Below are 16,869 nucleotides of genomic sequence, written 5' to 3' on the forward strand. Positions count from 1 at the left end.
TTACAAACTAGTCAACGAACGTAGGCTAGAATGTAAATAGGGCTTGCAGATGATCGCCACGGGCAAATGGGTTGCGTACTACAGGGTCTCTACCAAGCGGCAGGGTGCGTCTGGGTTGGGTAGCGCTGCTCAGAAGGCAGCAGTCAGACAGTTCTTGAATGGCGGTGACTGGACTCTGGTTAAGGAGTTTGAGGAAGTCGAGAGCGGCAAGAGAGACGAGAACCGGCCCAAGTTGCAAGCGGCCATTGCCGCATGCAAGTTGTTCGGCGCGACGCTGGTCATCGCCAAGCTGGATCGTCTCAGCCGCGATGCTCATTTTCTTCTCGGTCTTGAGAAGGCAGGCGTTGACTTCGTTGCCGCCGACATGCCGAACGCCAACCGGATGACAGTTGGCATCATGGCCGTCGTGGCTCAGGAAGAGCGGCGCATGATCTCCGAACGCACCAAGGCCGCCCTACAGGCCGCGAAGGCCCGTAACGTGAAGCTTGGCGGTCAGCGTACCTATGCAGACGGCAGGCCAGTCACTCTGACCATGGATGCCATAGCGAAAGGCAGAGAGACGATTGCAAAGCGTGCCGACGACAAAGCCGCACGGATCATGCCGGCCATTCGTGAGCTACAGGCGGATGGCGTAACGTCTCTGACCGGCATCGCCGCTGGTCTCAACGATCAGGGCATTCCGACGCCACGCGGCGGCAAATGGCAGGCGGTGCAGGTCCAGCGTGTTCTGGAGCGGGCTACCGCAGGCTGACGCAATAGTCGCCAGCGCTGGCGAATGACCCGGTCGGACACGCACGGCCGGGAAGCCGGGCAAAGGCCCGTGGCGAGTCCTGATGGAGCGCGATGCAGCACGGCCCCGACGCCAGATAGTTGACCGGACATGTGCTGCCCGTCTTGGTGATCTGATCGCGGCCATTGGTCGGCTGGCAGTACGGGCCGGCAAGAGCGGGGAGCGCGCCAGCGAAGATCAATGCGAACACTAGTCCTGCGAGAGGTCTCATCGTGTCGCGCTCCCCTGCGGACGGCGATGGCTGCCGTCCCATCGGTGTTACCCTGCCATCAGGACGTTCTCGCCCTGCAACTCGACCAACTTTGCATCAATGTCGGTTTGCTCGGCAAGAGCAGCTTCAAGTTCAGCCCGGAGCCCATAAAGATCGACGGACTCGAGGCGGTCCCGTGCTTTTTCGACTCGCTGATCGATCTCGGATTTTCTGCGGCGCAGATCGAATAATGCCAGCGCCTGACCGCGAGCGGCCCTGACGTTGGCCCCAACGTCATACTCGGAATTTCGGATTGCAGCGGGTCGTTTCATGTATTGATTTCCTTCCATTCAAGTTCAACGCTGGCGATTTCATCGGCGACCTCTTGAAGTCGCTCGGGGGTCTTGACGGTGACGGCGGCCAGCTTGGCTGCGGCGAGGCGTTCTTGCAGGCGTTCAACGCGCCGCTGATGCGATGATGGTTGCAGGTCGATCTGCGGTAGGTATCGGGCGGTCATCGCCATTCCCTCTCACGCTCGCGTAGCATCTTGCCGGTCATGGAATCTGCGGCATACCGGCGGCGGACTTCGTGCCAATCGTCCGGCGCTCGGACCTGCCTCCGGCTCGCTTTCACTTCGGCCGTCATTGAGGCGGTCAGATTGCCGACCGGTTTATTCGTCGTCGTCTGGTCGTTGTCCTGGCTGAAGAGCCGATTGCTCTCGGGGTCGGCGTACAGGGCTCTCAGTTCGTCGATCAAAGGCTTGCCATTGTGCGAGACGGTGCCATGTCCAAGCACCAGCCCCGTTGAGAACCGTGCTGCGAGTGCATCGACACCTTCTGGCGTGAGTGGAGGTAAGCCGTTTTCCTCAAGGAGTCCCTTGACGACGACGGCGGCGTTTGTCTCTCCATGGACTGAGAGGACGGTCATCACGCTGCCTCACGGCGAAGGGCAGCGATCAGGGCGCGCCGGCACCAGCTTGATCGGTTCGGCGCGCTCGGGTCGTCTGCCTGTGCGGCCCGGTCGATGTGTTCGATCAGGACTTTCGGAAGCAGCATCGAAACGTGCTGCATCGGACTCGTCAGAAGCTCATGGGCTTCAAACTGTTGTTTCACGTAGGGTCTCCAAAACGGAAAAGCCCGCGTGCCAGTGAAGGCAGCGGGCGGGTGGACGGGTGGTGGTGAAAATGAAACAGGGGCCGCTCTGGCCCCTTGCGATGTTGCCCTGTCTTTCCATGTTATTCGGCGGGCATTGTAGGCTATTGTGTACCACAGTCCCTGGCCAAAATCAATAAATTCTGGGTTGTTTCGGCGAAAGTGGCACATTTGTAATTGCTCTTTATTGAAGAGCGAAGATTCCAGGCGGCAGCTTCCCGTATGCTGTTTCGAAACATGATGCCCATCATGCTCAATGACGATTGTCATGCCATACTTGGTTCCTGGAGTTACTGAATGGCAACAGCTCCAAGGGAGCCATGGCGAGGCCGCTAGTGCGATTTGAGCGACGGGGGCCTGTTGGTGTTGCCCCCGTCCAGACCAACGCCTGTGCGACGCCCTGCTGGCCTTGAGCAGCCCTTCATCGGAAGCTGATGCCCTCACCTCTCACGACGCCGAGGTCATCCCTGAGCCCGGTCATGATGAGGCCCGCGGTACGGATTTTGACCTCATGAACGTTCTGGGCATTTGGCTTGCGGTTCGGGCAATAGATCTTCTGTACGATCTCGCTGTCACCGCTACGGGCGAGGACGACGGCGGCCTTACTGAGCCGATCTCCGGATTTCGCTGCCCTAACCCAGCGCATCCACGCCAGGACGCCCATGGCGCGTTCTTCGTCGTCGCGGCGGGACGAATACTTCGTCTGATCGGAGTCGAATGGCTTCATGGCACTCAGAACCCGGACCCGTTCAAGGGCGATCAGCTCCGCGTGTGACATACCGGTGGGGTGTTTCCAGTTCGAACGCAGGCCAGACGTGAGCCAGCGCCGTTCCTGATCGGGCGTCTTGTCGATGACCTCGACGGCCTCGACGATCAGCTGCCAGATCACGTCCCGGTGCTTCGCCTTGTCGCCCCTCAGGTCGCGGGCGAGTTCGGCGCCATGGTCGAGCCAGCAAAGCGTAGCGTCGGTATCGGAGCTGCGGAAGGTCTTGCTGACCTGGTTGATGGTCGTGGCAGGGGTGATGGTCATGGTCATTCCTTGGCAACGGTGGAGCTTCTACGGCGCAGCACCGGCATGGGATTCGGCAATTGTGAGGATGGAGATGATGCGACCGGCAGCGCAGTGGACGGCTGCCGGTCCTTCGATGCTGGCAGATTAAAAATACGCCTCTTCTGCCTCTTCGTCCTGTTGCTTCTCCTCTGCGTCGATATCGTCGGAAGGCGTCCAGACCTTTCCGCTGACGCAGTCGGCAAACGAGTGATCGGGGCCGGCTTGGTCGATGTTCATCACAGCCAGTGTGAAGTCGACTTGGCCTGATGCTTCTTGGAAGGCCTTCCAATTGCCATCCACCAAGACCCGATCTTCATCTTCGTCGCCCTCAAGTACTGGGTTTTCCGCGACCGGCCGGCCGAACTTGCCCTCATAGAGATTCTTCAGGAAGTGAAACTGCTGCCGTGCCGACATACAGGCGGATGTCGATATGGAATGCCCGTCAGCCTCATCAACAAATGCGCCAGCGCCAATGAGCGAAGCGAATTGCACATGCGTGTTCTTTAGGTGGGGTGGTGAGGTGAGTAGAGAGGAAGAGTCGGGTAACCGCCGTTCACCGTTTCCGGCGTCGCCGTTACCCTTCCTTGCATCGCCGTTACCGTTTCCGAGCGTGGCGGTTACCGTTTTTTCCATACGGTGATCCGCGGTTACCGTTTCCAGGTTACCGTTTTCTACGCGGCCGAACTCGCTCCATCCGCGTAGAAAATAGCGGTTGGTTTTGTTGCGACCGCCTCCACCGCCGCACCCCTTCTTGCCGGAAGCACGCTGGCCGGCATCTCGCAGCACGGTCAGCACTCCCTTCTTCTCAAGCTTCTGAACGTTCTCTTTAGCCGCCTTCTCGCTGCATGCACACTCAGCCGCCAACTTCCTGAAGCTCAGGTAGGCGTAGCCCCACTTCGAGCGGTCGTCGCCAAATCCCTCGTTGGTCGAGTCTATTAGGATCGTCATCAGCTGCTTCTGCAGCTTAGAGTAAAGTGGCACGTTCGATCCGGGTAGACGCTGAGCGCTTCGCTGAACAGCGCGATTGAACTTTGCCTTGTTGCCTTGTGTGACCCGGAAGGGGACTCCATCCGGTGACTCGATGATGAGAGCCGGCTTAAAGTTGCTTTTTTTCTCGTCGTATGACACTGTCTGTTTCTCATTCTCATTCGGTTACGGACTTCCAAGCCCCGGCGCGCGAACGCTGGGGCTTTCCGCTGGCAGTTACTCCGCGTCGGAATGACGCTTTTGTCCCAAGTACGCGGCCACTGCCTGCCGTAGGAATTGCGACCTAGAGAGCCGCAGTTCGGTACGCACTTGGTCCAGCTCTGCAAGCTGGTCGAGTGGCATGACGAATCCGACATAGCCGCGAGCGGTGTCGGGGTTGAAGTGCATGTAAGTTCCCATCGGGTTCTTCTCCTAAAAACAAAAAGGCCGCAGCGGATGCTACGGCCATGGGCGGACGGATAAGGCCCCACCTCTGGCGGGGCCTATGTTCAATTAAATAGCGATGTGAAGATAAGGTAGTGAGTGCTCCGGCAAATTGCAAATTTTTGATCTTACGGGTCACCTGGTTCTCGACCTGCCCCTTCTCCCAGCTCGACGCAAACGCCTCCGGTGCTTTGGGGATCATCTTGGCAGATTGCCGATAAGCGACGAGCGCGGCGCGGTGCGCATCGATCGTGTCCCGATGATGGCAATCCGGGCGCCGACTCGCTCTCATGTATCTCCGCAATCAGGTTCGCGAAACGGTGTAGTTCTGATCCTGACTTCATTTCTCTTCACTTCGTCAAGTCTTCCGCGCACGCCGCCGTTTGACCTTCCTGCGGCACGATCAAGGATCACTCGTCTCAGCCCCCGCGAGAAGACTTCCGCCGCGCTCCGCTGCCTTCCGTTGATTAAGAGCGAAGAGGTTGGCTAGAGCGTCATCATCGGAGATATCTGCCAGCCAGCCGTAGGCCTGTGCGACTGCGGCATCAAGAGCCCTATGAGCCTGATCCAGCCATGCCGGTCTCTCGTTATATAGATTCGTCAACGTGCGCCTCTTGAGTATCTGCTCTGCTTCGGGGCTCACAGGCAGAATGCGATCTGGAAAGCCAGGCACGACTTCCGGTTCGCGTCGAATTAGATCGGCCGGTTTCAGCCAGTTCTCGCGAAGCTCATTCAAGCGAGCCGCCGCGGCAGCGATGGCTCTTGCGCGAGTGTCGGTGGCGTAGTCAGCGGCGGGTATGTCTGGTGAGAGTCCATCCGGGAATGGGAAGGTTTCAAAACAGGTCAGGTTATTGTAGCGGCGCTGGTTACCTGCTCCCATCCGATTACCTATTGCCGTTGCCCAGAGATCGTGAAAGCGCGACTGGAGAATGCCAAAGGTAGTGTCATTCGCGCCCGGAAAGACGATCAGATTTTTGTCTGGCAGTACCGGGTACGAAAGCCAAGCAAAGACGCGGTGCTCTGCCGTCTCCGGGGTGACAAGATATCGATCAATCTTTGATATTTTTGAACGCATATCGGGTCTTGGCCAGTAGGGCTCCCACCAGCGCTCCCGGGCGTGTTGATCACGCGCTTGCTGCCTTTCTTCACGAAGCAATTTGGATGCGACGTCATCCGGATCGTAGAGAGCGGAGCTAAGGTATTCGAATGGGGCCTGCCAAAGCGCAACATCCTCTGCACGGAGAAGAAGCGGGAAGTCGATAAACCAGCGGTCGGTCGATCCGCTGACAATCTCATCTCCATTCATGTAAGGTTTTAGGACGTCTGCATTTGGCCGGCCATTCGGATTCAGCGGCATTCTAAGCCATCGGCGCGCGGTCGTTCCGTCGATGTCGAACGGCCCGCTCTTCTGAATGCCGAGGAGACTACGACCGCGATTCTCTGCCAACCGAGGAGCGGTGCTAAAGTCCGTCCCGCTCGTCAAGCTCGCATTGATGGCAGGCACCTCGCGTCCATTAAGTTTGGCAGGGCTCGGCGTGTTATTCCTACGACCAAAGCAGACCAGCGCCACGCGCACCGCAGCACCGTCGACCACCCACGGCTCGTTTGCATAGGCGTTATAAATGACGAATTCATCAGTGATGCGACGCATGACCGGAAGGTTCGTGTTCTTCGCGATCGACTTAGTCGCAACCAAGCCAACAAAGGTGGTAGTGCCTGCGGCAACCGCAGCCCGTGCCTTTTCGAACCAGTAGCAAACAAGATCGGTGAAGCCCGGCAGTCTGTCGCCAAAGACAGTACGGACACGTTCCGTATTCTCTACTCCCAGCGAGCGCTTCATAATTTTGGCGCCAAGGAATGGTGGATTGCCAATGATGACGTCGGCAGCCGGCCACTCCGCCTCGGTCCATACGGGGGCGCCCCCCTCTTGAGGGGGCTTAAGCGTGAGGAGCGCGTCTCGGCACTCGATTGTCTCCATGGGCTTCAGAACTGGGTTCTGAGCCGCCGGGAAGCCGTTCTTCAGCATCCACTGAATTTCACCAATCCAAACCGACACCCGTGCAAGTTCCGCGGCGTACGGATTGATCTCGATGCCCTTCACGACCTCGGGTCCGATCGAGGGAAATCTTCGCGGAAGTCCCATAGCCTCGGCCTCGACCTGAGCGCGGTGCTCTAGATCCTTCAATTCACGAAGCGCGATGTAGAGAAAGTTGCCCGAACCACAGGCAGGATCGAGAACGCGGAAGTCAGCGAGGCGTTTCAAGTGCCGATCAAGCACCGCTTGCGCGTCTTTGCGGGCTACTGTCGCCTGGCCCAAAGCTGCCGAGGCAGAACGGCCCCCCTTCGTTTTAGCCTCGTTGTCCAGGCGCTGGGCCTTTTCTATCAATGCTGCAATATCAGCCTTCGCGCGTTCCCATTCAGCAACCAGCGGCTCAACCACGACAGGCTGAACGATCATCATGATCTTCTCGCGATCGGTGTAGTGAGCACCAAGCTGGCTGCGCTTGTCAGGGTCTAAGCCTCGTTCGAAAAGCGTTCCTAATATCGATGGATCGATATCGCCCCAATATCGGGCGGCTGCATCGCGGACGATCTTGATCTCATCCTGCGTTAGCGCGAAGACGCGATCATCGTTGAAGAGTCCGCCATTAAACCAAGCGACCTTTTCGAATCCGACTCGTCCGCCAGTTTTCATCGCCGAGAACAGCGTCCGCGCGAAATCCTCGAACTCGGTCGGATCGTCGATGGCGCGGTCTAGCATCCGCTTGAACATAGTCTCAGGGAGCAGCTTCACGTCTTCTGCAAACATGCAGAACACGAGCTTGTTGATGAAATGAGCCACCTCTTCGGCAGGGTTCCCGCGAGAGCGAAGCGATCGTGCCAAGTTGGCGAATTCGCCGGCGACCTCTTCGGTCAACTCTTGGCGTGTTTTCTTGGGTCGCAGAGCTTCTGGGTCTTCGAAGGCGGACTTCAGCCATCCTCGCTTCTCCGCATCACCCAACTCTGCGATCGGAATGACGTAGGTATGTGAGACCGAGTTCGTCCAGTTCGTATGAATGTGAATCGTGGTTCCGATGTCCGACACGATAAGGAGCGGGGGATTGTCGAGGGCGACAGCATAACGTTGAAGCTGGGAAAATGCTGTCTCTAGGTTCGCGTGAGTTCCCTTGTACTCCCAGCCGAAATGCCCGCGCTTGAAGACATCCGCGAATCCGCGCCCGCCGGTCGTTTTCGTTCCGCCGACCTCGAATGCGTAATCAAGGCCGCTCGCGTCAACTTCAGCCGGTGTCTTCTCACCGAGAACCCGGCACAGGTCGATGAAATGCTCTTGCGCCGCAGCTCGCTCCTTAAGTTTGGAGTTTTGCCACTTCTTTATGAACTCGTGCGGCGTCATGATTCCTCCGGTGTCTGTCGCTGGTTGTAACTGCAAGAGTTACAGGTGTCATGAGGTACGACAGACCTTTGCACCGCTGGGACACTGTCTGGACTGGCGGAAGATATCCTTGTAACCGGCATCTCTATAGACCGCCGTGCGGTCTCTGTGCCTTAGCCCCGCGCCGGGGGCGGGTATTCGGCAAGCCCGCACTCGCTGTTCCGCATGTCTCGATCCGGCCTGCTCGAAGCCACCATCGGCCTAGCCCCAAGCGACGTCGACCGGCTCTGGCGAGCGTGCCCGATGCCCTATGAGCACTTCAATGCATCACTGACGCTGCGAAATGAAGTGACGCTCGATTGAGAAATGCAAGAAGTCGACCTGCTTTTGACTTACGACATCGGTCGCGGCACGAAGGCATGGGAGGGGCTGCCGAGCGAAGACTGGATTCGGCAGCGAGACCGGATCGATCCTTGACGAGCTGTGAACTGGTTGCTTACAGCTAAAGCGACCGTAGCGGCAGCTATCGCTTTTTAGGTGAGCTGCGAGGTAGCGACGGCGTACGATCTCAGATACCCAGCTTGTGGAAGAACACCTTGTTCCGCATTTCAGCATCCCGCTGTACCTTAGTCCAACTTAGGACCTCGATGTAAAGTTTGATATTGCCGTACCATCGAAAGTAGCCGAGGCCATCCGGCATAACCGTAAAGTCCTTCTCTCGCTCCAGCCAGTTCTTCACCTTCTGGGGGAAGTCGCACACCACGTACCCGTAGAACGGCGTGTTTGGGCTAACCAGGATATCGCGACCATAGGGCGTCTTATATTTTCCGTCTCTTATGTCGTTAACGTAACGGACGATCTGTTCAATCGGGTCTTCGTCGGATGAGGGATTGACGAAGTCGTGACGCTGAGGCTTTTTGAATTCGAAGATCGTAATCGGATTAGACGCTTCATTATCTCCGCGAAATGCAACGCGCTTGCCGAAGATCGACAGGTCCGTTCGATCGCCGTTCTTTTCATCCAAGGGCTTGTCGGACGCGACGTATTCAGTGAAATTTAGTCGCTCGTCGAGTATCCAAAGATTGTGCTGGTCATAATCAATTTGATCAGTGTCTTTCTTGCGCGGCATCACGATGTCATGCACGTCGCCTTCGGACTTGTATTTTCCGTCATCGCCGAGTTGCAGCGATTTCTCAAAGAGTTCGAGAACGCATTTTCGCAACGACACGTAGTGAATGAGATCGTTCTTGCTCGTTTGAGAAATTTTTCCGACGACCTCCGTCACCCGATCTCTCAGATCTTCGGTATCTTTGCTCTGGAGTATTTGCTTCACCTCCGCTCGGACGCGCGTTTCCATCTGAAACTTCGCGGCTTGGAGATGGAGTTCGATCTCTTGAGGCGTTGGCTTCATAGATAATGACGAGAAGTCAGTGTCTCGGCTCAGGCCTCGGTGCCATGGGGCTTCATCATTGATGTAATCTCTGATGCGTGCCTGCTTGCGCTCTCTTCGCGCCGAGATTTCTTGACCGACTGCCTCTTGAGCAATGGTTGCCGCTTGGGCCTCGATCTGAGATTGCGAAATTCCATAGACCAAATCATTGTCTTTTCCAAAGCTAAAGGCTCCACGCTCCAGCGAGACGTTTCTATCGAGATAATCGCCGAAGACGTACGCCTTTATGATGTAATTCCTATCCTTGGCACTCTCACCTTCGTCAGTCTTGTCATAGAACTCGTCCGCGAATTCGGGAATATACGTCTGCATTGTCACGTCAGTGACCTCTCGCCGATGGGCCACCAAGCTTATCTTGCTCTTGTTCGCTCGAGGAGCGTAGAATTTGAACACGCGGACGGCGAACACTTCGTCTTTATCAAGAGACTTGAGGCGCAGCTCGTTGTTCTGCACAGACAGTTCAACGATCTGTCGATTGGTTTGGCCAAGGTAGTCATTGAGGATGACACGGCCGTCTCCGTGCTCATCTCGTACTACGATCTGGGGGCATTCTGAATTTGGATCGATGAAGTAGGGAAGTAGCTTTTCAACTAAGACCCTCGCGATCACATCGAGCCCTTTGTCCGGAAACTTGACACCTTGCGTGCCGGAGATGGTGACCACTGATCCGGTCGGAGCAACTCCCGCATCTGTCACCTTCTCATCGATTATGATGTCGTTGCCGTGCCCCATGCCGAACGAACGTCTCTTCCGCGTTGAGCCGTCTTCGAACACGCTCTCAACTGTGAGCCGATGGAAGTATTTGAGGCATGTGAACCGTCCGAAACCTTTACCACCGTCGCCGGCCTTGAGAGCCGTATATAAAGTGTCGAAGGAGTTTCTGTGCTCTTCGTTAAACCCGATGCCATCGTCCCCAACGATGAACCCATCAACTGGGGCAATCTTGTCGATCATGTCCGCTTGGTCGTGCCGAAGGACAGTAACCCCGACCGATCCACCCTTTGGCTTAACCGCCCGAATGGCTTGGATCGCATTCACGATGAGTTCGATAACAGGGGTGTAAACGGTCGTGCCCGAGCGAATGTTTTCAACCGCTCGTTTGATGTTGATGCTGCTCAACTCGTTCCCCCTCTGCCGCTTATTAAACCGAACGGCTTGGTCGGATCAGCGCTATGCGCAGGCGCAAGTCTATAGGTCAAAAGCGTTTAGGTTGCAAAGGCGTGACGAAGTCCGACGAACCGTCCATGATCTAGCGCCGATTCTCCAGTTGCGGCGACCGCTGATAGGCCGCGCGAACCTTCTCGCGCGTCAGATGCGCGATGCACATGTCAGCGAGATCGGCACTGTAGCTGGTCGCATCAATGGCCCCAGTCGGAGAACGATGAGCGGAAGCCGTGCACCGTGAACCGTTTCCGCCGTCGCTCTTAAACACGTCGAGCATGGCATTCCTGCTGCCACCTTGAACGGCGGCGCATCGTCAGAACGGAGCTTGCCGAGTAACGACACGGCAGCCGGCGAGACCGACACAGTCCACCAGGCATTCGCGGTTCAAACGATGGGATGGACGCAATAGGTATCGGCTCAAAAAGTGGTTCCGACATTCTACCCCCGTTGATCAAGCACCCTATCCATCCTAACCTCAAGCTGCCTCACCATTGAATTAGTTCTTCCTGGGTGGCACACACCCGGCCAGCCCGCGCGCTTCCTTCGCATGTCCAAAGATGGGGAGCCATCACCCTCGACAACGTCTAGCGCGACGTTCAAATCTCCTTCATTCGGTACAAAGCCGCGGTGCATCACCGCCATCAAGCGTCGCTCGCATTGGGCCGCGCGCCTCGAAAAATCGCCATGAATCCCCCTGGATAGCAACGTCGTTGCCCCTCGCGCCTGATTTAGGGAGCGCTCAGACAGCTTGATGCTCTTGTTGATAAGTAGCCGCAAGCCTTGTCCTAGCAAGAGTGCGCTGATCAACTGCAACTAAGGCTTGCGGATAGATTTTGCTGTTGTGCTTCGCGACGGTTGATATGAATGCGCGTAGGAATGCGCGCTCCCTGCAGTTCGCTGCGACTATGCGTCCGATCTGGCGTACGAGTATCCGCAAGCCTTTTTCCTCATGACACAGCTGGCTAGACTCAGAGGCGTCAGAACGCTCCCCCAACTGGCACGAGTTTTGGGAGTCCAACCAGCATCCTTGTCGTTCGTTTTGTACTGGCTCCCTGATCAGCAGAAGTACGAACAGTTCACTATACCCAAGAAAGGAGGTGGCTGGCGACTAATCACGGCCCCCAAGCCGCGCCTCAAGATGATTCAGACAAAGTTGGCTGATCTTCTTTTGGACATTCATGTTGAGTTGGAACAGTCCCGCTCCCGAAGTCAGTGCCAGCTGGCACACGGCTTTAAGAGGGGCTTTTCGATTGTCACGAACGCCACGGCGCACCGAAACAAGCGGTTCGTGTTCAACGCCGACCTGAAAGACTTCTTTCCCTCAATCAACTTCGGCAGAGTTCGCGGCTTCTTCCAGTGGAATAATAACTTTTCACTCGATCCAAAGGTCGCGACTATAATCGCGCAGATCGCTTGCCGCGACAATCAGCTGCCTCAGGGAAGCCCGTGCTCGCCAGTGATATCAAATCTGATAGCTCATATCCTTGATATTCATCTCAATAGGTTAGCTCGGGCCGGTAGGTGCACATACACCCGCTACGTGGACGACATCACATTCTCAACGAACGAAAAGGAATTCCCGTCCTCGATCGCGAGGCTGGTGCGTGGTTCGACAGACAAGTGGGTTCCGGGGGACAGTCTCGTCAAGCGCGTGTATTCATCTGGCTATTCGCTGAACTACGACAAGACGCGAATGCAGCGACGGGACTCGCGCCAGGACACGACGGGTCTCATCGTCAACAAGAAGGTCAACGTTCGCAACGAATACTATAAGACAGCCCGCGCCAAGTGCGACCATTTGTTCAAAAACGGCTTCTGCTTCTCAGATAAAGATCGAAAGCCCATGTCCGATGACGCCTTGGACGGGACGATGGGTTTCATTCGCCAAATACGCGGACTCAAGACCAAAGATTGGCAGAGTGAGCAGAACAGCTTCTTCAAGCTATATCGGCAGTTCTTGGATTACAGGGCGTTCCACGGAATCACACGCCCCAAAATCATCTGCGAGGGAAAGACCGACAATATCTATCTGCGATGCGCGCTCCAGAGACTGAGAGCAAGATTTCCGGCTTTTATCCATCCAGATCCCCGGGTGGGTCTCACGGTCGACCTTTTCAACTACACCGAAGCGGCAGCCACCTTTCAGGATCTATCCGGTGGCACCAACGACTTATCCAAGCTCCTGTCGCACTATGTCGCAAGAGTGTCGCCCTTCAAGCTCTCGCCAGACCAACCCGTTATCATGATCGTCGACAACGACAAGGGATCAGCCGAACTGTTTAGGAAATTGACCAAGATGCTCGGCAGGGTCGTCGGCGGGCTCGATCCATTCTACTACGTTTGCGCAAACCTTTATGTCGTGCCAGTCCCGAAGGCCATATCAACCCTTGAAGCAGCCATCGAGGACCTGTTCGAGCCGGCGCTTCTTGCCAGGACCATCAAGGGCAGAAACTTCGATAGAACCGGCAAGGAGAAGGATCGCAGCAAGTGGTATTCCAAGGTCGAGTTCGCAACTGAGGTTGTGAAGCCCGAGCGAGCTACAATCAACTTCTCCGGTTTCGAACCGCTCCTGCAGACCATATCAGACGCATGCAAAGACTTTACCGGACGTCGGGCCGCACCGTCCAAAACTTTGCCCAGCGCTTCCGCGAGCGCCGGTTCTCCGTAAACCATGGAGAGTGCTCTCAACTTGTGGTATGGGATGGACTCCCAACTCGCGGGGGAGCGCCGTGTCCGACGACTATGACGAAAGGCAGATGTTCTTCGAAAGGCGCACTGATAAGACGATTATCAGCAAGCGCTTTCCCAGCGCCCCCTCGGGACAGATGCTCCGCATCGCTACGCACATTGTGCAGGGCGATTCCGGCCTCGCGTTCGCGCAGGTGAAGGACGAGGTTGTCCTGCGGCAGACGCCGTCTGGACGATACGAAATAAAGGCGACCTTTGTCGAGGACGACAGGTCGGTAAGAACGCTGACGATTCAGAAGTACAGCAATCGAACCGGCCCGATTGAAAAGCAGTCCTTCTCGTTTGTCGGATCGGAAATCGCCACACTCTTGAATTTCGTGGCAGGCCTGAAGACGGTGCCATTCGATGATGGATCGAAGGTGCATCTTCCCGATGACCTATTGCGCGACATCATTCTTGATCAAGGGCAGGCTCGACGCATCTTCGCCAAGAACTCGGAGGTATTCTTGCAACTTGCTCAGCAGGAAGACCTGACACGTGACTTGGTGGCCATCGGATACAGACGCAAGCAACTTAGTTACTTCGAGAGACTGCTAAGAGATCGGGAGTTTTTTGCTGCCGAGCAAGATCGGCTCGACTGCAAGCCCGAGGCTTTGTGGCAACAGTTTTTCGAAGCCAACACCTGGATATTTGGGTACGGCCTATCCTACCAGTTCGCTTCGAAACTCGATGAAGGCAAGCTTGAGCGAATTGTGAGGGGACGAGACTTAACCGGACCTGGCAAGCGAGCAGACGCGCTGATGAAAACGCGCGGCATCGTAAGCTCTCTCTGCTTTGTTGAGATTAAGCGGAACGACACGCCGCTGCTTGGACCAAGTGAGTACCGCTCAGGAGCATGGCCGCCTTCATCCGAATTGGTGGGCGGCGTGGCTCAGACTCAAACGACCGTTCATGCAGCTGTGGAGGCAATTGGTCACAAGTTATCGCTCGAAGACGAGTTGGGCGATCCAACGGGAGAAATTGTTTTCAGCATCGAGCCGCGATCTTGCCTCGTTGTTGGCAGTCTCGATGAGTTCAAGACCGAGAACGGCGTGAACATTTCCAAATTTCGTTCGTTTGAGCTTTATCGCAAGAATACTTGGCGACCGGAGATACTGACTTTTGACGAACTGTTGCAGCGCGCTCGCTTTATCGTCGAACACGAGCCGGCGGACAAAGAAGCTGATGGCTAGTGGGCTTCTGATTGTGAAACGGATTTGCAGCGTGATCCATTCGCGTTGTTCCGAGCGCTGTGCTGATTTTGACCGCGTGGTCCGCTCATTTCCCCGTCGTCGGCAACCAGTGTCCAATTTGTCTCTCGCGCATCTCGCAGCAGTCGTGTAGTTGTTCGACTAGTGGCACCCAAAAGTGCCACACAAAAACAGATCGCCGGATCGAAAATGCAAATAAAATCAATGCGAAGCAGGGTTGGAGCCTAAGTTCAACCCTGTCCGGCATAGCACTCGATGGCCAAACGATTCTACCGTTCAATAGCCACACGGGATGTGTTTCGGCTGACGACCACGCGCTCCGGGCGGCGAGCGTCCGAAACCCTTCACAACAGCTGACTTGCGTCTGGCTAATCGGAATTTGATCCGATCGTTACCGCAGCAACGCGGCGCTACTGGTGAATTTCTAGGACGCGCAACAACTGATTGTAGCGCCCAGCATCCTGCAGGCGGCCATCGTCATAATTATCCAATCGTACCTACGGTACCTTTTTCAATCCGTGGATTATGCGATGGGCCGCTCCCCAACTGTGCATCGGCACCCTCGAGCCACCCTTCGCGGGCCACATCGCCCAGTAGGTGGTATTGGACGGAATGATGCGCGGCGATTGCACCAGCGGGATGAACGGCATCTCGTCATTGAGGAATTTGTATGCTTTGGCAACCTGCGCCGGCACACCCGCATGTCCGAGCGGCAGCGGACCAATCTCCTTCAGTACGACATCCGCATAATCTTTTTGAGGCTGGCCCTCCCAGCGCCCTGTATTGTCAAATCCAGGGCTACGCGTTCCGATCGGCACGGCGGCCTTGGCGTAGCGTGCCATTGACGTGTAGGGCTCGGCGATCGAGCCGCACGACAGCCAGCCAAACACCATCTCGTACTCCCCTTTCGGCACCGCGCTGCCCCAGTACTGCTCGTTGATGATCGACTGGACCGAAGCATCGATGCCAATTGGAATGAGTTGCTGCGCAACCGCCTTCGCGGCGTCAACATCGTTGGGCGAACCTCCGTTCACGGTAATCACGGCTGATAACGTCTGCCCGCCTTTCTTGTAGAAATCGCCAGCCTTGGCATACCCTAGGCCCTCGATCAGGGCTTTCGCCTTGGCCACATCAGCGTTCGGCGGCAACCCGAACCCCGCGTTGACGACGGCATCGATGAACGGCTTCATGGCGCCGTACTCGGGAAACATGCTGCGCGAAGGCACCGCGGTATTGCCATACGCGCCGGCGGCAAGCGCCTTGCGGTCGATTGCAAACGAGAGAGCCTGGCGCAGCTTGGGATTGCTCCAGGGCTCTCGCTTCGCGTTGATATCGATCTGGCGGGCACACGGATCATTCCACGCGAGCGGGCCTGCCGCATCCCAGCCGACGATCTTCGGATTCTGACTCTTGGCGTCCGTAAAATTCGCCAGCGTAAATTCGCGGGCCGCGTCAATCTTATTATCGTTCGAAACGAGTTCGGTCTTGCTTTGAGCTTCGGTGTCGATCACATGCCATTCGAGCTGCAGCGGTTCGGGCAGCTTTTTCTTGAATGGAGGGGTCCCCCCTTTCAAACTCCACCAATTGCTATCACGAACCCAGGTCGCCGCGGTCTTGGTCGCATCCTTTAGCTTGTACGGCCCAGTGCCGATGGGATTCTGAAACTTGAAGTCCGCCGGATCCCTCTCCTTCCCGAGCGCGTCCTTCCCAATCGCATCCTTCCAGATATGCGCCGGCATGATGAGAAACGAGCCAAATAGACTGCCGCCGAAGTTTTCCAACGCGAACCGGGGGTTCGGCTTGCGCAACTTGAACACAGCCTCAAGCGGCTTGGCTGCCGTGACAGCCACGCTCTCCACCTGCGACCGCATCGTGGCGGCCTCCATGGCCGTCAGCGTATCGTAGTCGCGCGCCATCTCGACAGTGAACTTGACGTCGTTTGCCGTAAACGGCATGCCGTCGGACCACTTGATGTCCTTGCGCAAAGTGAGTGTCCACACGTCCTGCGCACCATTGGCTGTCATGGGGTTCGCCGCCAGCCATGGCTCAAGCTCTCCTGTCTCATAATCAAGCAGGAACAGCGGCTCCCACATCGCTTGGTGCGCGCCATGCTCCCGCTTGGTACCTCGAGTAAACCAATTGAAGTTCTTGGGATCATCGATCGACTTGGTGAGATCGAAGACAGCGATGTCTTTGCGGACCGGTGCTTGGGCAAAGGTAGGGAGCAGATTAGAACCGACTACAAAACCAAGCATGAAACGGAATAACTTGAAGAATAAGAAGCTAGAAAAGCTGCATGATCTGTGCATCATATGCCACCTTTTCCGAACCATTCGCTGCCCTACTCCAAAG

Annotated in this window: 14 protein-coding genes; 3 read left to right on the plus strand and 11 right to left on the minus strand. The window is 56.4% G+C overall.

Annotation, left to right across the window (positions count from 1 at the left end; translation table 11 throughout):
• The first annotated feature begins 52 nt into the window (after positions 1-52).
• Positions 53-751 (plus strand): recombinase family protein, encoded by a 699-nt coding sequence (locus tag ABIB80_RS01270; protein WP_354127101.1) that lies wholly within the window; start codon positions 53-55, stop codon positions 749-751.
• Here the strand turns inward: ABIB80_RS01270 and ABIB80_RS01275 are convergent.
• The 10 genes from ABIB80_RS01275 to ABIB80_RS01320 all read right to left on the minus strand — a co-directional run bounded on the left by ABIB80_RS01275 (position 738) and on the right by ABIB80_RS01320 (position 10,534).
• Positions 738-1,001 (minus strand): hypothetical protein, encoded by a 264-nt coding sequence (locus tag ABIB80_RS01275; RefSeq protein WP_354126897.1) that lies wholly within the window; start codon positions 999-1,001, stop codon positions 738-740. The two genes, ABIB80_RS01270 and ABIB80_RS01275, sit on opposite strands and share 14 nt — an antisense overlap.
• 47 nt (positions 1,002-1,048) lie before the next feature.
• Positions 1,049-1,312: a hypothetical protein gene (locus ABIB80_RS01280; RefSeq protein WP_354126898.1), complete on the minus strand. Its 264-nt coding sequence runs from the start codon at positions 1,310-1,312 to the stop codon at positions 1,049-1,051.
• A complete protein-coding gene (locus tag ABIB80_RS01285) occupies positions 1,309-1,503 on the minus strand; it encodes a hypothetical protein (RefSeq protein WP_354126899.1) in 195 nt (64 codons plus the stop codon). The genes ABIB80_RS01280 and ABIB80_RS01285 overlap by 4 nt, the downstream gene beginning before the upstream one ends.
• On the minus strand, positions 1,494-1,907 hold the full coding sequence (locus tag ABIB80_RS01290) for a hypothetical protein (protein ID WP_354126900.1): 414 nt from the start codon (positions 1,905-1,907) through the stop codon (positions 1,494-1,496). Before ABIB80_RS01290 ends, ABIB80_RS01285 begins: the two co-directional genes overlap by 10 nt.
• The gene (locus ABIB80_RS01295; protein ID WP_354126901.1) at positions 1,907-2,401 is read right to left on the minus strand and encodes a hypothetical protein; all 495 of its coding nucleotides are present in this window, start codon (positions 2,399-2,401) and stop codon (positions 1,907-1,909) included. The genes ABIB80_RS01290 and ABIB80_RS01295 overlap by 1 nt, the downstream gene beginning before the upstream one ends.
• 151 nt (positions 2,402-2,552) lie before the next feature.
• Positions 2,553-3,161, minus strand: a complete 609-nt coding sequence (locus tag ABIB80_RS01300; RefSeq protein ID WP_354126902.1) for a hypothetical protein — start codon at positions 3,159-3,161, stop codon at positions 2,553-2,555.
• Between the two features lie 126 nt (positions 3,162-3,287).
• Entirely contained in the window at positions 3,288-4,310 is a 1,023-nt protein-coding gene (locus ABIB80_RS01305; protein WP_354126903.1) for a helix-turn-helix domain-containing protein, read from the minus strand.
• 75 nt (positions 4,311-4,385) lie between these two features.
• Positions 4,386-4,568 (minus strand): ribbon-helix-helix protein, CopG family, encoded by a 183-nt coding sequence (locus ABIB80_RS01310; protein WP_354126904.1) that lies wholly within the window; start codon positions 4,566-4,568, stop codon positions 4,386-4,388.
• 427 nt (positions 4,569-4,995) lie between these two features.
• A complete protein-coding gene (locus ABIB80_RS01315) occupies positions 4,996-7,986 on the minus strand; it encodes a class I SAM-dependent DNA methyltransferase (protein WP_354126905.1) in 2,991 nt (996 codons plus the stop codon).
• A gap of 547 nt (positions 7,987-8,533) precedes the next feature.
• The gene (locus ABIB80_RS01320) at positions 8,534-10,534 is read right to left on the minus strand and encodes an ATP-binding protein (protein WP_354126906.1); all 2,001 of its coding nucleotides are present in this window, start codon (positions 10,532-10,534) and stop codon (positions 8,534-8,536) included.
• Between the two features lie 994 nt (positions 10,535-11,528).
• On the opposite strand from ABIB80_RS01320, the gene ABIB80_RS01325 reads away from it, so the two are divergent.
• Together ABIB80_RS01325 and ABIB80_RS01330 are read left to right on the plus strand one after the other, a co-directional pair.
• A complete protein-coding gene (locus ABIB80_RS01325) occupies positions 11,529-13,247 on the plus strand; it encodes a retron Ec67 family RNA-directed DNA polymerase/endonuclease (RefSeq protein ID WP_354126907.1) in 1,719 nt (572 codons plus the stop codon).
• A gap of 61 nt (positions 13,248-13,308) precedes the next feature.
• A complete protein-coding gene (locus ABIB80_RS01330; RefSeq protein ID WP_354126908.1) occupies positions 13,309-14,499 on the plus strand; it encodes a Shedu immune nuclease family protein in 1,191 nt (396 codons plus the stop codon).
• Positions 14,500-15,014: 515 nt separating this feature from the next.
• On the opposite strand, the gene ABIB80_RS01335 is transcribed toward ABIB80_RS01330, so the two are convergent.
• Positions 15,015-16,829 (minus strand): ABC transporter substrate-binding protein, encoded by a 1,815-nt coding sequence (locus tag ABIB80_RS01335; protein WP_354126909.1) that lies wholly within the window; start codon positions 16,827-16,829, stop codon positions 15,015-15,017.
• Positions 16,830-16,869 lie beyond the last annotated feature (40 nt).

It is taken from the genome of Bradyrhizobium sp. i1.15.2, from assembly GCF_040548425.1.
Taxonomy (GTDB): Bacteria; Pseudomonadota; Alphaproteobacteria; order Rhizobiales; family Xanthobacteraceae; genus Bradyrhizobium; species Bradyrhizobium canariense.

Excerpts from the sequence above, each read along its gene's own strand:
- ABIB80_RS01310 (WP_354126904.1), bottom strand. The coding sequence starts at position 4,568 with ATGGGAACTTACATGCACTTCAACCCCGACACCGCTCGCGGCTATGTC.
- ABIB80_RS01300 (WP_354126902.1), bottom strand. The coding sequence starts at position 3,161 with ATGACCATCACCCCTGCCACGACCATCAACCAGGTCAGCAAGACCTTC.
- ABIB80_RS01290 (WP_354126900.1), bottom strand. The coding sequence starts at position 1,907 with ATGACCGTCCTCTCAGTCCATGGAGAGACAAACGCCGCCGTCGTCGTC.
- ABIB80_RS01335 (WP_354126909.1), bottom strand. The coding sequence starts at position 16,829 with ATGATGCACAGATCATGCAGCTTTTCTAGCTTCTTATTCTTCAAGTTA.
- ABIB80_RS01315 (WP_354126905.1), bottom strand. The coding sequence starts at position 7,986 with ATGACGCCGCACGAGTTCATAAAGAAGTGGCAAAACTCCAAACTTAAG.
- ABIB80_RS01325 (WP_354126907.1), top strand. The coding sequence starts at position 11,529 with ATGACACAGCTGGCTAGACTCAGAGGCGTCAGAACGCTCCCCCAACTG.
- ABIB80_RS01275 (WP_354126897.1), bottom strand. The coding sequence starts at position 1,001 with ATGAGACCTCTCGCAGGACTAGTGTTCGCATTGATCTTCGCTGGCGCG.
- ABIB80_RS01285 (WP_354126899.1), bottom strand. The coding sequence starts at position 1,503 with ATGGCGATGACCGCCCGATACCTACCGCAGATCGACCTGCAACCATCA.
- ABIB80_RS01295 (WP_354126901.1), bottom strand. The coding sequence starts at position 2,401 with ATGACAATCGTCATTGAGCATGATGGGCATCATGTTTCGAAACAGCAT.
- ABIB80_RS01280 (WP_354126898.1), bottom strand. The coding sequence starts at position 1,312 with ATGAAACGACCCGCTGCAATCCGAAATTCCGAGTATGACGTTGGGGCC.